Raw genomic sequence first — 17,276 nt, 5'->3', positions numbered from 1 at the left:
TCAAATTAAATGCTGATATTACTAATTGCAGCTAATAATATTATACATATTTTTTCTACTATCATATTAGTTAATTATTTATTACTTCTAACATGTTTAATTCTTGAAATACCTTGAACACAGTCAGCAACTGACAGCTCTAGCGGCTGGCTTGCAATGTGTGCAGATAATATTAATGAATAAATTTCTTTAAAATATGGATGTTGATCATCGAGCATATAATAATCTGATCTTCCGCACCCACCTAAGTCAGACATATTTTCTTGTCGAATAAGTACGCCAACATGCCCTTCATACCATAAAACAGTTGTTATTTTACCGATACTTGAACCTGATGCAGCATGTGCAGAACCTAAGTGTAAAGCACATACTAAGAATAAAACGCAGTAACAAATATTTTTTAACTTATGATACATCCTATAGTTCCTCAAATTTTGGATAACGCTGTTAATACATTCCTTTGCCAGGCTTCTCGTAGCAAAGCATATAAATTCATATCAACATTTTGACCATTAACAAAATTAGCACCACAAGAAACACCTTCTTTTTCATAACCGCATTTTATTGCAACTTTTTCAGATGCAATATTGCGGGTATCCATGCGAATTTCTAGTCGATTAATAGATAAGCCGTTAAATAAGTAGTTAGACAAAAGTGAAACAGCTTCACTCATTATTCCTTTACGTCGTTGTTGTGAGTCAAACAAAGTAAAGCCTATTTCCCTGGCATTAAAATAGGGCACAGATTTAAAATGCCAGATGGTACCAATGATATTATCATCCAGATCAACAATCAGCAGTCTTTCAAAATCTTCACCAGATAGTCCATTTTGATTATATTGCTGACGTAATTTTTGTGGGGAAATCATTAAGCTCGGAAGAAACTCACCTCTAATCACTAAATCATTCATTAATGAAGTCAGTGAATCTAGATCCTTTTCGATAACATGGCGTATGTTAAACTTACTTCCTATTAGCATATAATCTCCTGAGAAAAAATAGCTGTGTACTAAGCAGCTGAGTCTAATTATTTTACAAGATATCGACAAAGCATTACAATATGTTGTCATTAATATTCGCCATATTTACATTATGCTAAAATTAAAATTTTCCCTTTGCAAAATTGTCAAGCAACCTTAAAAAGCAACCTTAAAAAGCAACCTTAAAAAGCAATATTAAAAAGCGTTATATCAATAATAAAATTAATTATATTATCCAAGTTATTAAAGGTTAGAATGCGGGGGAAATTACAGTTCTGCTCTTCATATTTAAAGACAAGGAAAGCTAAAATTAAATTTCAAAAAAATACTTTGTTTTTTTATCTTTACTTTTATCTTTCAATACTTTTATCTTTCAATACTTTTGCTGAGGGTTGGTGTGATTTTTCAAGTGGCAACTTTGAGGTCATGACAAACGGCAATAAGACAGATAATGTATACATTTATGGTCAGCTAGATAGGACACCTACAGCGAAATTTTTGTCATTGCTAACGCTACAGTAGGTAAATCTAATATTTCACTGGCTTTAGCAGCACAATTGGCTGGTAAGCGTCTATCAATTTATATTGACTCAGCAGACTATAACTACAATACATTTCCTTCTTGGAGTAACAGCCCAATTCGTCATCTTAGAATAATAATGTAATTCCAAATTAAATAAGTCGAAATCAATTTAAGCTCAAATTATATTTAAATGGCTACATAAGCTATAAAGCTATTAGACCATTGTAGAGAGTGTTATTTTATATTTAAGTAACAAATTGATTAGACATGCAGCTAACACTTTATGAAGTATTAGCTGCAAAAAATAAGAGCGGAAATAATATAATTTTAAATTAAAAAAATCGATTACTCGCTAACAGCAGACTCACAATGTCGATCTAGCAATATTTGCTGAACCAACTCTTGATTAGGTTTATCATTAATCAAGGTATATTCACCATCAACATCCAACATCCAAGACTGTCCTTCGTCATTTAAAAATAATTTTAAATCATTAATGACTCTTTGTTGTAATTTATTATCGAGAATAGGAAAACAAATTTCAATACGGCGTGATAGATTACGCTCCATTAAATCAGCACTGGAGCAATACACCTGATGTTCTGCATTCTTGAAATAATAAGCACGATTATGTTCTAAAAAACGACCAATAATTGATTTAACGCGAATATTTTCAGAGACACCAGGCATTTGTGGTCGTAATGCACATATACCACGAACAATCAGATCAATTTTTACACCGACTTGTGAAGCTTCGTAGAGTTTAGTAATAATACCTTTATCACAAAGACTGTTAACTTTTATAATAATATAAGCCGACTTACCTTTGTTACTGGCCGCGATTTCATTATCAATTAACTCGATAATGCTATTTCTCAGCGTAAATGGCGCATTGTAAAGCGACTTCATTGGCAATGTTTTGCCCATTCCCGTTAGCTGTTGAAAAATTTTATGCACATCTTCGCACAACTCTTCGTTACTGGTGAATAAGCTGTAATCAGTATATACCTTAGCATTTTTGACGTGATAATTCCCCGTACCTAAATGCACATAGCGATAATATTTGCCAGATTCCTTACGCAGTATCAACATCATTTTGGCATGGGTTTTATAACCTACAACACCATAACAAACAACGGCGCCAGCTTCTTGCAAACGGCTAGCCAATGCCAGATTTTCTTGTTCATCAAAACGCGCTTTTAATTCAACAACAACAGTGACCTCTTTACCTTTACGCGCAGCCTCAACCAAAATATCGACCACCTCGGAGTGATATCCTGCGCGATATAGCGTTTGCTTAATTGACATTACGGAGGGGTCAGATGCCGCCTGGCGCAATAGCTCTAATACCGGTTTAAACGAACAGTATGGATGAAGTAATAAGTAATCTTTATGGTGTATGGCATCGAAGTAATTTCTTCCCGCGGCTAACTGATCAGGAATTTCAGGAGAAAACTCTGGATATTCAAGTGCGGGTTTATCAAGCATATCAAACAGCGAAAAAATACGTTGCAAGTTTACCGGGCCTTCAGTTTCGTACAGATCAAATTCAGTTAAATCAAACTCATCTAGCAAAAATTGCTTTATTTGATCAGGGCAATTACTCACAACTTCAAGGCGCACGGCATGACCAAATCTCCGATTAAACAGCTTACCTTTAACTTCTGCAGCAATATCCTGAATTTCTTCTTCATTGACATTTAAGTCTGAATTTCGAGTCACCCGAAACTGGTAACAGCCGGTTGCTTTCATACCATGAAAAAAGCTATCGATATTTTCATGAATAACCGCTGAAAGAAATATAAACTCATCTCTATCACTATCGGACTCTTTCGGTAATTTAATGAGGCGGGGCAAAGAGCGCGGTGCAGGAACAATGGCCAAACGACTTTCGCGTCCAAATGCATCTTTGCCTTTCAGTGTAACAATGAAGTTTAAACTTTTATTAACCAACTTGGGAAACGGATGTGCCGGATCGAGCGCTATTGGACTAATTACAGGAGCAACTTCACTTTCAAAGTACCGCTTAACCCACTCACGATGTTCATCTGTCCAATTTTCGCGACGTAAGAAATAGATTCCTTCACTTTCCAATTCTGGCAACAAAATATCATTGAGTATTTCATACTGTCTCTTGGCGTAAATATGGCACAGCTCATTTAAGCGCTTAAGGGTACTTTTAGATGATAAGCCATCAGGCCCAAACATCTCCCGCCCCAGCAATACTTGTAATTTTAATTTAGCCACTCGAACTTCGAAAAACTCATCAAGATTACGACTAAAGATAAGCAAGAACTTAAGTCTTTCTAAAAGGGGATGTCTGGTATCTAGAGATTGCTCGAGCACCCTGACATTAAACTGAAGCTGACTAACTTCGCGGTTTATGAAACAGTTATAGTCAAAGGTAGGAACACTAACCAACTCCTGCGTAAACTGCTTTTCTTGCTTTATCAAATTATTGCCCATAACCTTTATCCAACATATTGATTTTCAACATATTAGTTTGCAATTATTGAATCGTCATTACGGAAAACACAAACTTTGGGATATCCCATAAATCAACGAAAAAATGAGTGGCAGGTGCCAAGATATTTTGCAATGCTCGATAATCGTCCAAAACATCTACTGGCGACCAAGGGTATGCCTGCTAGATGGTCATTTTGTAATATAAATAACCATCTAGTAAATAGTTTTACTATAGCATAATAAGATCCGGCAGCGATTGATACAGATTAATATAAAATATGAATAAACTGATTAATAACTATCCGTTACTCAATCAACTGACTAACCGACTAGTAACCGATTGCCGCAACAGACTGTTTCAGACGCTCTTGGTTGAGCTTTTCGCTGGTAACAAACTGTAGCCATTTTTGAGCCATTTTGTTCACTTTGTCATCTTTTGCTGCCAGTTTAAAATGATCAATCGCCTGATTGTAATTTTTCAAATTATAGTGTGCCATCCCTAGCGCAACATCCACATGTCCAGGATTTTTCAGCTCTCCTTTTTCCTTTGCGCGATTAGCCACTTCAATAGCTTGCTCATATTTCGACTGGTTAACCAACACTTCCGCTAATTGTGCATCGATATTTCCATCACTGCTTTGCTTGGCGGCATCGAGTAATACCGGTATAGCTTTATCACCTTCTTTGGCAGCAGACCAGGCTTGTGCTAAAAATTGTAGAGTTTTGATATCCCCTTCAATATTGCCTTTTGCCAACTGTTCACTCATTAATTTTGCTGCTTTATATGGTGCACCCGAAAAGAAATATTGTTGTGCCAATGAGCGAATATCTGATTTATTGGTGACAAAACCTTGCTGATAGGCTGCTTCTAGTACGGCTAGTTGCTTAGTTGCTTCACCAACTTCGCCGTACATATTTGAAAGTTCAATCCAGTATTTGGGTTTAGAATAGTGACGTACCAGTTTTTCAGAAACTTGCGTCACTTGTCGTGGCTGTTTCAATTCGTAATGTAAAGCGCGCTTTAACACTAACCAGTTTTCTTTAGCAACTTTACCCTCGGCTTCAACTTTACTGATAGCACTTGAAATGGCTTTCTCAGCCGCAGCATAATCTTTTAAGGCGTAGTAAGCATTGGCTTTTAATACCAAGCCCTTGTCGATTGCCTCTCCTTCTTTAAGTGCTTCCCATTTTGATAAGTAGGTTAATGATTGCTCATATTTTTCAGCCTGCATTGAAAGCTGAGCTAAACTGAACAGTGTTGATAGCTCCAGTGATTCAGGAATATTTTCTTGCTTAACCACCTGCTCGAATGCAGCAACGGCTTGATTAATTTTGTCATTACTATAGTAAATAAATCCTAGAGCATTCCAAACCATCGCCTGCTCATAAGAATTAAGTTGATCGGCGCGCTTATTGAGTGACTCTAATATTTCGAGCCCTTCTGCCACATTTTTTTCGTCGGCCAGTTTTTGTGCTCGGGCTAACTGGCTATAAATTTTTTCACGCATTGCAGGCGTGCGACGCGTTTTCTTTTTAGTCGACTCAGCAGCCTTAGCAGTAAATCCAATATCAAGGGAGTCAACTTTTAAAACAATAGCCGGCTGAAAAAGAAAAATTGCAATCACAATTTTAGTTAGCCATTGAAAACTGTTTTTCATCATTTGTCTCCTACTCAAGAACAACTTTAATATCTCTCAAACAAGTTTATTGATCGAGTTTAAAGGTAATTTTATTTTGTACACCTGCCACTTCACTGGCAACACCATCAATAACGCGCGGTTTGTACTTAAACTTTTTGGCCGCTTCGACAGCGGCTTGGTTAAAAATACCTTCTGGCTCAGCTTCGACAACAACCGGATCTCTCACCGAACCTTGTTTAGTCACAGTAAATTCTACTATTACATAGCCTTCTATCCCGCGCGATAATGCTCGGCGCGGATATATTGGAGCGACTTTAACAATAGGCAAATATTCACCATCGCCAGAACCTAACGCTAACCCACCTTCTAAACCTGTGTCCACATCAAGGTCGGCAGAAAACCCAATAGTATTTTGTGTATTTGCCAAATTATTCATTTGCGCTGGTGGCTGGTTTATATCGGGCGGTGGTTCTTCAGGCTTAGGTGGTTTTTTAGGTTTTCGCTGTTTCTTCTGTACCGTCTCATCAGGTTTTAAACGCACAAAATCTAAAACTTTTCCTTTAACCGGATCTGTCAGCACACTTTTACTACCAGTAATCAGCGATTGCATTCCCCAGAATAATGCTGCGGTAATTAAAAATGCAAAAATAGAGGCATTAAGAAACCGAGCCATATCAGATCTCTTGTGCCGCAATTGAAACATCAAATACGCCAGCAGCGCGCGCAGAATCCATCACTTTAATTAATACATCAGTAGTCGCTTTCTGATCAGCTTGAATAACTACCGTACCTTGTGGGTTTTCTGCTTTTAAACGTTCAATATTTGCCTGCACCGCACGTACATCAACTCGTCTTTTATTTATCCAGATTTCGCCCTTATCACTAATTGCGACTAGAATGTTGGCTCTTTCTTTTTTTACCGCAGTAGCCGCTTCAGGACGATTAACGTCTATACCTGCTTCTTTTACAAAAGATGCAGTAACAATGAAGAAAATCAGCATAATAAATACAACATCTAGCATTGGTGTCATATTAATTTCTGAATCGTCATCTTCTTCCAAAATTCTCGAAAGTGGTGCACGCATGACACATACCTCTTACTTTACTTCTCGATAATAAAAACAATAATTTAAAAAAGATAACTTATCCGAATCAGTGATCTAGGGTAAGTTTATCTTCTAACAGTTCAACTTCTTTTTTAGCGGTTCGTTTTAACCAGGTTGAAGCAAAAACGCCCGATAGCGCGCCCACCATTCCAGCCATTGTTGGAATGGTTGCTTTAGAAACCCCAGATGCCATAGAACGGGCATTACCACTACCAGAAATCGCCATCACATCAAATACCACAATCATTCCAGTCACGGTTCCCAGTAATCCCAATAGAGGACACAAGGCAACAAATGCTTGAATGGTTGGTAGTGAGCGATTCAATTGCATTTTCATGCGGGAAATCATTGCCTCACGAATTTGTTCAGCATTCCATGAGTTTCTTTCTGAGCGACTTTTCCATTGCTGAATAATATTTTTGCGTTCGCCTTTATACACAAAAAACAGATAAAAAATTCGCTCTAAAATCAGCACCCACATTAAAAAAATTAAAATACCAATGTAGTTGAGCACCTGACCGCCCGTATCCAGGAACTCACGAATGACATCAAAAAATTCAGTAATACCAGACACGTTTATTGTCCTTGCTCAGCTCGCTCTGCAATAATGCCAGCACTTTGCTCTTGCAAAATGTGCAGAATATTTTTGCTGCGTGTATTTAACCAGGTAAACAATAAAACAGTCGGTATTGCGACTACCAAACCTAATACAGTCGTTACTAATGCCGTAGAAATACCACCGGCCATTAATTTTGGATCACCGGTTCCAAATAGTGTTATTGCCTGAAAGGTGTTAATCATTCCAGTTACCGTTCCTAATAGTCCAAGTAAAGGAGCAACCACCGAAATAATTTTTATAAAAGTAATGCTGCGAGTTAACCGAGGTATTTCTTTTAGAATAGCTTCACTGAGTTTCAACTCGAGGGTATCCGACGCAACATTGGCATACTTTTCTTTCACCTTAAGAACGCGTCCCAGCGGGTTATTGTCTTTCAACTCATTACTTTTAAGTTGACGTTTTACCTTTTGCTCGGTTAAAAACAGAACAATATATCTTTCCGCTGCAATTAATAACGCAATTAAACCGAGAGCTAAAATGACATAACCAACAACTCCACCTTGTTCAATATATTCCTGTGTATTCGGTGCTTGAATTAATAATCCCAAAATACTGCCACCCGTCGGATCAAGCGCAAATCCCGTGTAACCGTCCTTTAACTGATAAAGATCGGCTGCGGTACTTTGAAAACGATCAGTCGGTTGGCGAGTTAACTGGGCAACCGTTTGCGTTTCATCAATCCATTCCAGATACTGGCCATCGTCTATCAGGTTAAAGCTACCCACTCGAACAATTGAGCGTTTTTCTTTCTGCCCGTCAGCCAAAGTAATTTCTTTTTCAAATCGACTGATTTTGCCAGACTCGGTCATTTCGCGTTGTAATTCAAACCAAACACGTTCTATTTCTTCAATAGAAGCCAGTTCAGATGAAGATCCCATTTTTTCTGCCAGGCTTGATAAAAACTCACCTCTGTCTGGATATTCGGCAGAAATAATCGAAGTTGAGAACTTACTTTTAGTATCACCTGAAACCTGCTGTAAAACACCAAATAGTTCTTTAAGTGACCCTAATCGTTTATTCAGAGCTTCATTTAAATTGGCAATTTTAATTTCATTTTCTTCAAAATTAGTTTCTAGCGTTTCAGAACGTTTAACTTGCTCTTCTCGTTTATTAACTGCTTCGTTTAATAAGCGGTCACGCTCAGATCGTTGCTGTATGAATGTTTTCTCACGCTGCTTATTTTGTTGCGACTGTTGATATTGACCTTGCTCGAGCTTTTTTAACAATGCATCAAGGTTAACGGCATTTTCAGCAGCAAAAAGACTGGTACTCAACGTCATTGAAATCGCAGTCAAGGTACGAATAAGATTTTTAAACTTCATGATATTATTCCTGTTATTGCGCGGCTGAAATCGGGGCAATGATCATATCTGGCGCCATTTGCTTTTTCGCCATTCGAATACCTTTAGTCACTTGTGTTCGGTATTCGCCATCTAGCTCTTCCCACTGCTGCTTTTGAATATTCCAAATTCCCATGCGATTTTGATCGCGAGTCTGATAAATGAGTGCAACACGACCAATTCGTAAAAAATTAACTTCCTGGTCATTACCATCAACCTTGGCAACACCAGTGTAAGATTCGATAGTACGCCCGTAATCAACTTCGACTTGATAGGCTTCTAATACTCGGCGAAATTTTTCTGAAACAGCAACATCAGCGCGATCCATCATTTCAGCCAAGCTAGCTAGTCGATTTTGGCGCTCTTCCGTTAAAAATGGTACATCTAATTGAACAAACTCTTTTAAACCATCTATCATTCGCAGCATTAATGGCGCAATTTGACGCTCAATAACACTGACTTTATCCATTGATAATCCTAAGCGCTGCATTTCTAATAGTTGGTTTTCGATTTGGCGCTCCATTTGCGCATTATAAATTTCCAGACCATCAATTTCTTTATTAACAGCCTTAAATTGCTGTACTTTATCTTCTATCTGTTCAGCAAGCCGATCGATTTTTTTTTGTGACGATGCAGCCAGCTCATTAATGGTTTTACTTTTTTCAACAACCGGACCTAACGATGTCGCCTGTGTAACAGTTGATACCACTAATAAAATTAATGTGCCTGCCGAAATGATTGATGTAATCAACCATGAGGACATCTTTATATTCATGTAATACTTCCTCTAGATTTAAAGATTTAAATAACATCCGTGTTCAACTATCGAGCAGTTAACTTATCGGAGAAACTATTTACTCGACTTTCCAAACCCGTGCATTTAACTTACGAAAAAGCCTGTTGAAACAGTTGTCTGAATAAATCAAGTACTGCTCTGGTTAAATCGCACATTTTTGTAATTATTAAAAGAACAAGAACAAAATGTCATATTTGTTGATTACTGCTTTATTTTTTAATGGCCAGATTAACATTAATGAAATATTCATTTTTTCCATTACAACATGAATATTTTTTTAAATTCAAGTTCTGCTTGAATTAAATAATGTTTTTTCTTGGCTTAATTAATCGTAAGTTAATGCTAATTTAACTTTGAGATGGGATTGTATATTTTAAATATTTCAATTGTTTTACAGATATATGACAAACAAAATACAAATTTAAAAATTGCGAAACATTTTTGTCATACTTAGCTTTTTATCTGTTTATTGTAATAATTCATAAAATAAAAAAGGAGAGTTTCCTCTCCTGTTAATTAGATAGCTTTTTTATTTTAATTCATTATTTTTCGCAATCAACGGATTAAACATATTTGCAATGAGCTGACCGCATTTAATAATTTTTTTATATAGTTTTGTTATTAGAAATCAGTTGTAAATTGAACTGAGAATTCGGTACCAACCGTTTCACGTAATATATCAATACCTTCCTGTTCGATAGTTTTCTCTTCATTGAGAATATTTTTCAACTTGAATTTAACAGTACTATCGTAAGTTGGATACCAAGTATATACCAGATCTAAAGAGTGGAATGCTTGCTCTTCCGCATCTTCAAACCCGCCAACTCCAGGAACAATAATGCGAGGGCCAAAAACATTATAAACTACCGTTGCCGAGTGTTCATTGTTTAATGAATCCCAACCAAACTGCATATTCACTACCCATTCAGAGTGACCAATTAAGCGTCTTGTATTGTTGGTAATAACATTAGTAACATTAGAAGAAGTGTTCAATGCTTCTTTTAACTGTTCTTCAAACAAACAAGGCGTGTCAGGGTTAGTATCACTACAAATATTCACTTCAGAATCTGAAATTGTGAAGTTACCTGTCATAAAGTAGTTGGCAAAATCATCACCCAAGAATGAAAAGTCTTTTAAGAACTCAACTTCCATACCAATGACATCACCGTCTTCAGCATTTGCAGTTAATAGCTGCGGAGCCCCTTCAGTAGCACTGGGCAGCTCAATCATTTCGATTGGTCGGTCAATTTGTTTGGCAAACAGCGCAACCGACAGATTTTCACCTGACTCCATGTACCATTCCCAGCGGAAATCAACATTTTGTACTTCAGCACTTTGCAATGAAGTCGAACCACGAACCAAAAATTCAGTTAACGGATCGATGTAAAAACTGGTTGAAATATCTCGTAGATCTGGACGAATTGCGGTTTCGCTATAGTTAAAGCGGAACTGCATGGTGCTATCCAGCACATAAGTCGCAGCTAACGACGGATACCATTTATCTTCAGCAAAAGGAAGTCGTTCAAGCTCTTCTTTTTCTGCATCAAAAAATTCGCTATGAGGCTGTAATGGAATAGACACTTGGCGGAAGTCTTCGTAGCGAGCACCGAGTGTAAAGCGCCATGCCATTCCAAAATCCATATTCGCCATTAAATAATATGAATCAACCAATGTTGCAGCTTTATATTTATCACCACCACTGGTTTGGTCATTTAAACGAACACGATAGTCTTCCGCAAGTAGATTTTCATTTGAAAAGATATCTGAATAAACACTACCTTGCAGATAGTTTGAAGGAATAGCGAAGGTTTGTATCGCAATATCAATATTTTCTGCAGAACGCTCTTTTTCAATAAAATCAGCGCCAGCTTTCAGTTCTATGCTTGAATTGTCAAAATAGAACGGTAGTGAAAAATTAACGCCATAGTTTTCTGCTTGATCTTCAAGGTTTTGAAAGTGATATATGGTATCTACATCACTGGCAATTCTTTCTGCACGCTGTCCGCCTTCTAGATTAACTCGGAAAAAGGCATCCAAACCACCTGGTGCAAAGCGCTCGGAATTACTATCAGCATAATACCAGTCGATACCCAGATTATTATAGTCATTAAAGTTATGCGATCCTTTCAGTTGATGAGAAATCATTTCTCTTTCTTCATAGATCACATCTAATTGACGACGTTCATCATCTGGCTCATCGATTGTATTGGTCGATTCGAGTAATCGATTACGCATTCTATCGCGCGTATCACGTAACAAAATATTATTAAATTCAAACTTATGGTTTTCGTCATAATTAAATCCAACATTCACCATACCACTAAATTTAACATTATGTTCAGTTGAAGGACCATCAGAAAACTCATTAATTTTTACTGTGTCACCTGAACGGGAAAGATTATTAACATTTCGCTCTTCTGACACAACCCATTTATTCTTGTATGAAAAAGCAGCTAAAAAGCCTAACTCTGAACCATTATCAAAATCCAGTTTATTACCAAAAGTAAAATTCATACCAACATTTGGATCGATGCTTTCATCGTTGGCTTCAAAGTTTCGGTTTAACGAACCAAACAGTGCAACGGCTTGTTCATTAGGTATCTGATTGATTCCATCACCCGCAAAAGCTTGTTGCATGGCAATCGGTAATTCACGTGTACCATCATCACGACCATACCAGTCATGATCGCCACCTTCATACCAAGGCGAAGTATCTGAATTGTTACTATTAGTGCCTAGTTCAACTCCAACACGCAGTACAGGTTCTTTAGGAATCGACTTAATACGAATATTTACATTACCACCTGCAAAGTGCGCAGGTAGTTCGGGGGAATAAGCTTTCTGCACGCTTAAACTTTCAATAATACCAGCAGGAAATAAATCCAATGGCAAAACAGTTCGGGTTGGGTCAGGACTTGGTACGGTCATACCGTCCAATTGTGTTGCTGAATAGCGCTCACCCAAACCACGTATATAAATAAATTTTCCATCAACCAAGGTCAAACCGGTTACTCGGCGAAGCGCTGACGCAGCATCGCTGTCACCAGTACGCGAGATTTGCTCTGAACCTAAAATATCAGCAACAAATGCCTGTTCTTTTCTTTCGTCAAGAACCGCTTGCGCACTACCCTGTAAACGGCTACCTGTTACTACAACTTCTTCGACTTCTTCATTTTGCTGGTTATCAACCTGTTCGCTTTCTGCGGCGAAAACATTCACAGAAAAACCACCAGCCACTAATGCCAGATAAACCGCACGAGCAGTTTTTGGCATTTGAAATTTGTTTTTTCTAAACATGGCTTACTCCAACAAGTTACTTAATTTTTTCCCGGGAATTTATCCTTCAGGATTTATGCACAAGTAACCTATGATCTTTTTAACCCTTAAAAAAATGGTAAGGTACCTTTGAAAATTCATGATACCTTACCTATTTACTACTTTTCTTTTCGTTTTAAATCAAAACGGGCTTACAGACCAACGGTCACCCAACCAGCAGTCCAGTCGTCGTCTTCTTTTACTGCGCCGATAAAGTCAACATCATCAAACCAGCTATCGATAGCATTCATATCAGCAGCAGGATTAGTCGAAATTGTTTCGTATCCACTTAATACCGCAGCCATATTTGCAGCAACTGCGTTGCCTGTCTGACTCAGGAACCATTGCTCAACAGTCGTTGTAGCATTGATGTCGCCTTTGAAGTTTTCACCATTTTCACAAGCCATTACTGAGTGAGTCATAACCAGGTTAGCCGCTTCAGCTTGCGCTTTGGCTTCTGCACCATCAACTTCCAGACATTCACCCATGCCAGCAGGGCCAGTAACAATAACATTATGTAGTGCACCAGCAGTTCCATTTCTTAACAAAATACCTTCAGAACCTTCATCAGTCGCTGTAGAACCAATGATTGTAATGTTAGCAACTGTTGGTTTGGTTAAAGGTGTCGCTAATGGGAAGTCTTCACCGTTATCTAATTCAAAACCACGATTAGCTTTAGTATCATTCTGTTTCACTAATACATATTGTGCTTTACCAGTCCAACCAAATGACCAGTCAAAGCTGTCATCACCGTTACCCGTTAAGACAACGTGACGAACATTTACTGTACCACCGAAAAACTCAACACCGTCATCCAGATTTTCGTGTACATGAATGTAGTCAACAGTTGTACCGTTACCAACACCAGCAAACGAAATACCATTGAGCTCATCACCTGAACCTAATGTTTTACCCGCTTGCTTAACAACGACATAACGCAATGTACCCGAATTATCAGCTGGATCATCACCGCCATATAATCCTGCGTCACCTTCGGCAGCAATACTACAGTTAGCTAATTCAGTCGCATCAGCATCGTCACCTGCATCTGAAGTATCACATAAGTTAGAAGGTGCATTACCTAACAGCACTAACCCACCCCATTGACCAATATCAGTTGCTTGACCAGTCACATCTTGAATAGAAGTCATCGTAATTGGTGCTGAAGCACTTCCTAACGCTTCAATTTTTGAACCACGACGGGCAACCAGGAAGTCATCACCTGTCTCACCAATTAAAGTGGTACCTGGCTCAATATAAAGTGTGGCACTGTCGGCACGGTCATTACCAACGGCAGTGCGACCTTTTAAGATCCAGTGCTTATCGCTAGTCAGTACAGTGTCGGTAGTGAAAACAACATTATTATTTAATCGATAAACCGGTTTATCGGTTAATGCAGGGTAACTACCAGAAACATCGGTAGCTAAACCTTGCTCATCAGCTGCTGTTACGTTGGCAGGAACGCCAGAATTGACACCAACAGTCCAACCTTCCATCCAGTTAGTAGAACCATCGAAAGCACCAATGTAATCAGTCGCTGCAAACCATGAATCATCGTAGGCTTTCGCAGTATTAGTGCCATTACCTAGTAAAGGAGAGTCAGATTTAGGTGTATAACCATCAGCTAAAAGTTTAACCGCTTCAACATTATCGTAAGCGCTATTACCATCTTGGCCCAAGAACCATTGTTCTGCAGTTAATGTTGCTGTTGCGTTGCCTTTGAAGTTTTCACCATTTTCACAAGCAATCACTGAGTGAGTCATTACCAGGCTACCAGCTTGGGCATTGGCCATTGATTCATCACCATTAATTTCAAGACACTCACCCATACCCGCAGGGCCAGTTACAAAGACATTGTGCAAGCTACCAGCAGTACCGTTACGCAGTAAGATACCTTCTGATCCTTCACTAGTTGCATTGCTACCGACGATAGTAATATTTGAAACTACCGGATTAGTTAAAGGCGTTGCTAATGGGAAATCTTCACCGTTATCTAATTCAAAACCACGATGAGCGATAGTGTCATTGTGTTGCACATAAACAAACTGCGCTTTACCAGTCCAGCCAAATGACCAGTCAAAGCTATCATCACCATTACCGGTTAAGACAACGTGACGAACATTTACCGTTCCACCAAAGAATTCAACACCATCATCCAGATTTTCATGAACTTGAATGTAATCAACAGTTGTGCCATTACCAACACCGGCAAATGAAATACCGTTTAGCTCGTTGCCTGAACCTAACGCTTTACCTGCATGTTTAACTTGAACAAATTTAAGCGTACCAGAATTATCTTCTGGATTATCACCGCCGTATAATCCCGCATCACCTTCTGCACTAATACTACAGTTAGCTAGCTCAGTGGCATCGGCATCAAAACCATCATCAGCAGTGTCACATAAATTAGAAGGCGCGTTGCCGAGTAGTACTAAACCACCCCATTGACCAATGCCAGTTTCTTGACCAGTCATATCTTGAATTGAGGTCATTACGATTGGCGCACCACGTGTACCTAAGGCTTCAATTTTTGAACCACGACGGGCAACTAAGAAGTCATCACCTTGTTCACCAATAATGGTTGTACCTTGCTGGATATAAAGCGTGGCATTATCTGCACGATCATTACCTACCGCAGTGCGACCTTTTAAGATCCAATGCGCGTTATTGGTTAAGGTTGCATCTTCAGTAAAGGTCAAATTGTTTGCCAGACGATAAACCGGTTTATCGGTAATTTCTGGATAATCGGTTGATACATCTGTTGCTAAGCCTTTTTGGAAAGCATTTTGAATATCAGATGGGAAACCGCCATTAACCCCGACTGTCCAACCTTCAGTCCAGTCAACCGTTCCATCAAACGCACCAATATAGTTAGTTGAATCAAACCAGTTATCAATCGGCGCAGGATTCACACCAGCCCCTAATAAAGGAGAACCCGCTTGTGGCATATAACCATTAGGTGCCAGATTTAAAGTAGAGGAATCACTATAAGCTGAGTTGCCTTCTTGAGCCAAGAACCATTGTTCAACAGTTTGTGCTCCTGCTTGAACCTCACCTTTAAAGTTTTCGCCATTATCACAAGCGATAACCGAGTGAGTCATAATCAGATTGCCAGCAACAGCATTGGCCATTGATTCATCGCCATCAACTTCCAGACACTCACCCATACCTGCTGGGCCAGTTACTAAAACGTTGTGTAAACGACCAGCCGTACCATTACGTAGTAAAATGCCTTCTGAACCTTCATCAGATGCAGTGCTACCAACAATAGTAATGTTTGAAACCATTGGATTAGTTAGTGGAGTAGCAGCAGGAAAATCTTCATTATTGTCAAGCTCAAAACCACGGTGCGCTTTAGTACCATTATGTTGCACATAAACATACTGTGCACGCCCAGTCCAACCAAAAGACCAGTCAAAACTGTCATCACCGTTACCCGTTAATACAACGTGCTTAACATTGACTGTACCACCAAAGAATTCAACGCCATCATCCAGATTTTCGTGTACCTGAATATAGTCGACTTCAGTTTGGTCACCAACACCAGCAAAGGAAATACCGTTCAATTCATCACCAGAACCTAATGTTTTGCCCGCATATTTCACAACAACATATTTTAAAGTTCCAGAATCATCATTGGGTTTATCACCACCAAACAAGCCCGCATCGCCTTCAGCTTGTACACCGCAATTAGCTAATTCAGTCGCATCAGTATCTACGCCGTCATCTGAGCTATCACACAAATTCGAAGGGGCATTACCTAAAAGCACCAGACCACCCCATTGGCCAATACCGGTTGCTTCACCAGTAATATCTTGAATTGAGGTCATCGTAATTGGTGCAGTTGAAGTGCCTACGGCTTCAATTTTAGAGTCACGACGTACCACTAAAAAGTCATCGCCCGTACGGCCAACAATAGTTGTACCTGGCTGAATAGTTAATGTTGAGGCATCAGCACGGTCATTCCCAACGCCAACTTGACCTTTTAACACCCACAAGGTATCACTTTTGAAAGTAGCGTCTGAAGTCAATGTACCAGTGACTTCACAAACCTTATTGAATGCTCCAATTGGATCAACTGGAGTGGCAAAGTCAGGACATACTTCTACGGGAGGAGGAGGTGTTACTGGACCTACAATTTCATCCCCTTCATTAATATTGATATCGCCGCCGCCACAGCCAGCGAGTGCGAAAACCCCTGCAACAGCGCTAACTGAAATCAGTCGCTTAAAATTCATAATTCTCTCCATAAGGATATTTTATTTTTGCTAATTAAAAATCCCGACAAGCGTAGCGACATCGGATGTCACGAAGATTACAAAATGTGACAATCCCATGACATCTCGTTAAGCTATTAATTTATAAAAATAATTTCATATGAAGATATTTGAATATTAATTTATGTGCCACATTTCTCATTTTTTCATTAAACAATGTAATACATGAATAATTTCAGATTTTAGATTGTAAAGAAGGTAATTAGGAATAATTT

At 38.7% G+C, this 17,276-nt stretch carries 11 protein-coding genes; all 11 read right to left on the bottom strand.

The annotated features are described in order from the left end of the window. Positions 1-74: 74 nt before the first annotated feature. On the bottom strand, positions 75-416 hold the full coding sequence (locus ABVT42_RS09860; RefSeq protein WP_353874483.1) for a hypothetical protein: 342 nt from the start codon (positions 414-416) through the stop codon (positions 75-77). An 11-nt stretch (positions 417-427) separates the two neighbouring features. Continuing rightward, the gene (locus ABVT42_RS09855) at positions 428-979 is read right to left on the bottom strand and encodes a GNAT family N-acetyltransferase (RefSeq protein ID WP_353874484.1); all 552 of its coding nucleotides are present in this window, start codon (positions 977-979) and stop codon (positions 428-430) included. A gap of 868 nt (positions 980-1,847) precedes the next feature. Beyond that, entirely contained in the window at positions 1,848-3,968 is a 2,121-nt protein-coding gene (ppk1, locus tag ABVT42_RS09850) for a polyphosphate kinase 1 (RefSeq protein WP_353874485.1), read from the bottom strand. A gap of 329 nt (positions 3,969-4,297) precedes the next feature. Beyond that, positions 4,298-5,626, bottom strand: coding sequence for a tetratricopeptide repeat protein (locus ABVT42_RS09845; protein ID WP_353874486.1), 1,329 nt, complete (start codon positions 5,624-5,626; stop codon positions 4,298-4,300). 46 nt (positions 5,627-5,672) lie between these two features. Beyond that, the gene (locus ABVT42_RS09840) at positions 5,673-6,281 is read right to left on the bottom strand and encodes an energy transducer TonB (protein ID WP_353874487.1); all 609 of its coding nucleotides are present in this window, start codon (positions 6,279-6,281) and stop codon (positions 5,673-5,675) included. A gap of 1 nt (position 6,282) precedes the next feature. Further along, positions 6,283-6,693 (bottom strand): ExbD/TolR family protein, encoded by a 411-nt coding sequence (locus ABVT42_RS09835; RefSeq protein ID WP_353874488.1) that lies wholly within the window; start codon positions 6,691-6,693, stop codon positions 6,283-6,285. A gap of 67 nt (positions 6,694-6,760) precedes the next feature. After that, positions 6,761-7,288 carry a MotA/TolQ/ExbB proton channel family protein gene (locus tag ABVT42_RS09830; protein ID WP_353874489.1) on the bottom strand — a complete coding sequence of 176 codons (528 nt, stop codon included), beginning with the start codon at positions 7,286-7,288 and terminating at the stop codon, positions 6,761-6,763. Positions 7,289-7,290: 2 nt separating this feature from the next. Next, on the bottom strand, positions 7,291-8,655 hold the full coding sequence (locus tag ABVT42_RS09825) for a MotA/TolQ/ExbB proton channel family protein (protein WP_353874490.1): 1,365 nt from the start codon (positions 8,653-8,655) through the stop codon (positions 7,291-7,293). Positions 8,656-8,668: 13 nt separating this feature from the next. Continuing rightward, positions 8,669-9,448 (bottom strand): DUF3450 domain-containing protein, encoded by a 780-nt coding sequence (locus ABVT42_RS09820; protein ID WP_353874491.1) that lies wholly within the window; start codon positions 9,446-9,448, stop codon positions 8,669-8,671. Positions 9,449-10,090: 642 nt separating this feature from the next. Then, the gene (locus ABVT42_RS09815) at positions 10,091-12,766 is read right to left on the bottom strand and encodes a TonB-dependent receptor domain-containing protein (protein ID WP_353874492.1); all 2,676 of its coding nucleotides are present in this window, start codon (positions 12,764-12,766) and stop codon (positions 10,091-10,093) included. A 170-nt stretch (positions 12,767-12,936) separates the two neighbouring features. Then, entirely contained in the window at positions 12,937-17,022 is a 4,086-nt protein-coding gene (locus ABVT42_RS09810; RefSeq protein ID WP_353874493.1) for a hypothetical protein, read from the bottom strand. Positions 17,023-17,276 lie beyond the last annotated feature (254 nt).

The organism is Aliikangiella maris (assembly GCF_040719265.1).
Classification (GTDB): Bacteria; Pseudomonadota; Gammaproteobacteria; order Enterobacterales; family Kangiellaceae; genus Aliikangiella; species Aliikangiella maris.
This window is presented reverse-complemented; position numbering and strand designations above follow the sequence as displayed.

Bases quoted from the DNA above. Each gene is read 5' to 3' on its own strand.
- ABVT42_RS09860 (WP_353874483.1), bottom strand. From the start codon at position 416: ATGTATCATAAGTTAAAAAATATTTGTTACTGCGTTTTATTCTTAGTA.
- ABVT42_RS09855 (WP_353874484.1), bottom strand. From the start codon at position 979: ATGCTAATAGGAAGTAAGTTTAACATACGCCATGTTATCGAAAAGGAT.
- ppk1 (WP_353874485.1), bottom strand. From the start codon at position 3,968: ATGGGCAATAATTTGATAAAGCAAGAAAAGCAGTTTACGCAGGAGTTG.
- ABVT42_RS09845 (WP_353874486.1), bottom strand. From the start codon at position 5,626: ATGAAAAACAGTTTTCAATGGCTAACTAAAATTGTGATTGCAATTTTT.
- ABVT42_RS09840 (WP_353874487.1), bottom strand. From the start codon at position 6,281: ATGGCTCGGTTTCTTAATGCCTCTATTTTTGCATTTTTAATTACCGCA.
- ABVT42_RS09835 (WP_353874488.1), bottom strand. From the start codon at position 6,693: ATGCGTGCACCACTTTCGAGAATTTTGGAAGAAGATGACGATTCAGAA.
- ABVT42_RS09825 (WP_353874490.1), bottom strand. From the start codon at position 8,655: ATGAAGTTTAAAAATCTTATTCGTACCTTGACTGCGATTTCAATGACG.
- ABVT42_RS09820 (WP_353874491.1), bottom strand. From the start codon at position 9,448: ATGAATATAAAGATGTCCTCATGGTTGATTACATCAATCATTTCGGCA.
- ABVT42_RS09815 (WP_353874492.1), bottom strand. From the start codon at position 12,766: ATGTTTAGAAAAAACAAATTTCAAATGCCAAAAACTGCTCGTGCGGTT.
- ABVT42_RS09810 (WP_353874493.1), bottom strand. From the start codon at position 17,022: ATGAATTTTAAGCGACTGATTTCAGTTAGCGCTGTTGCAGGGGTTTTC.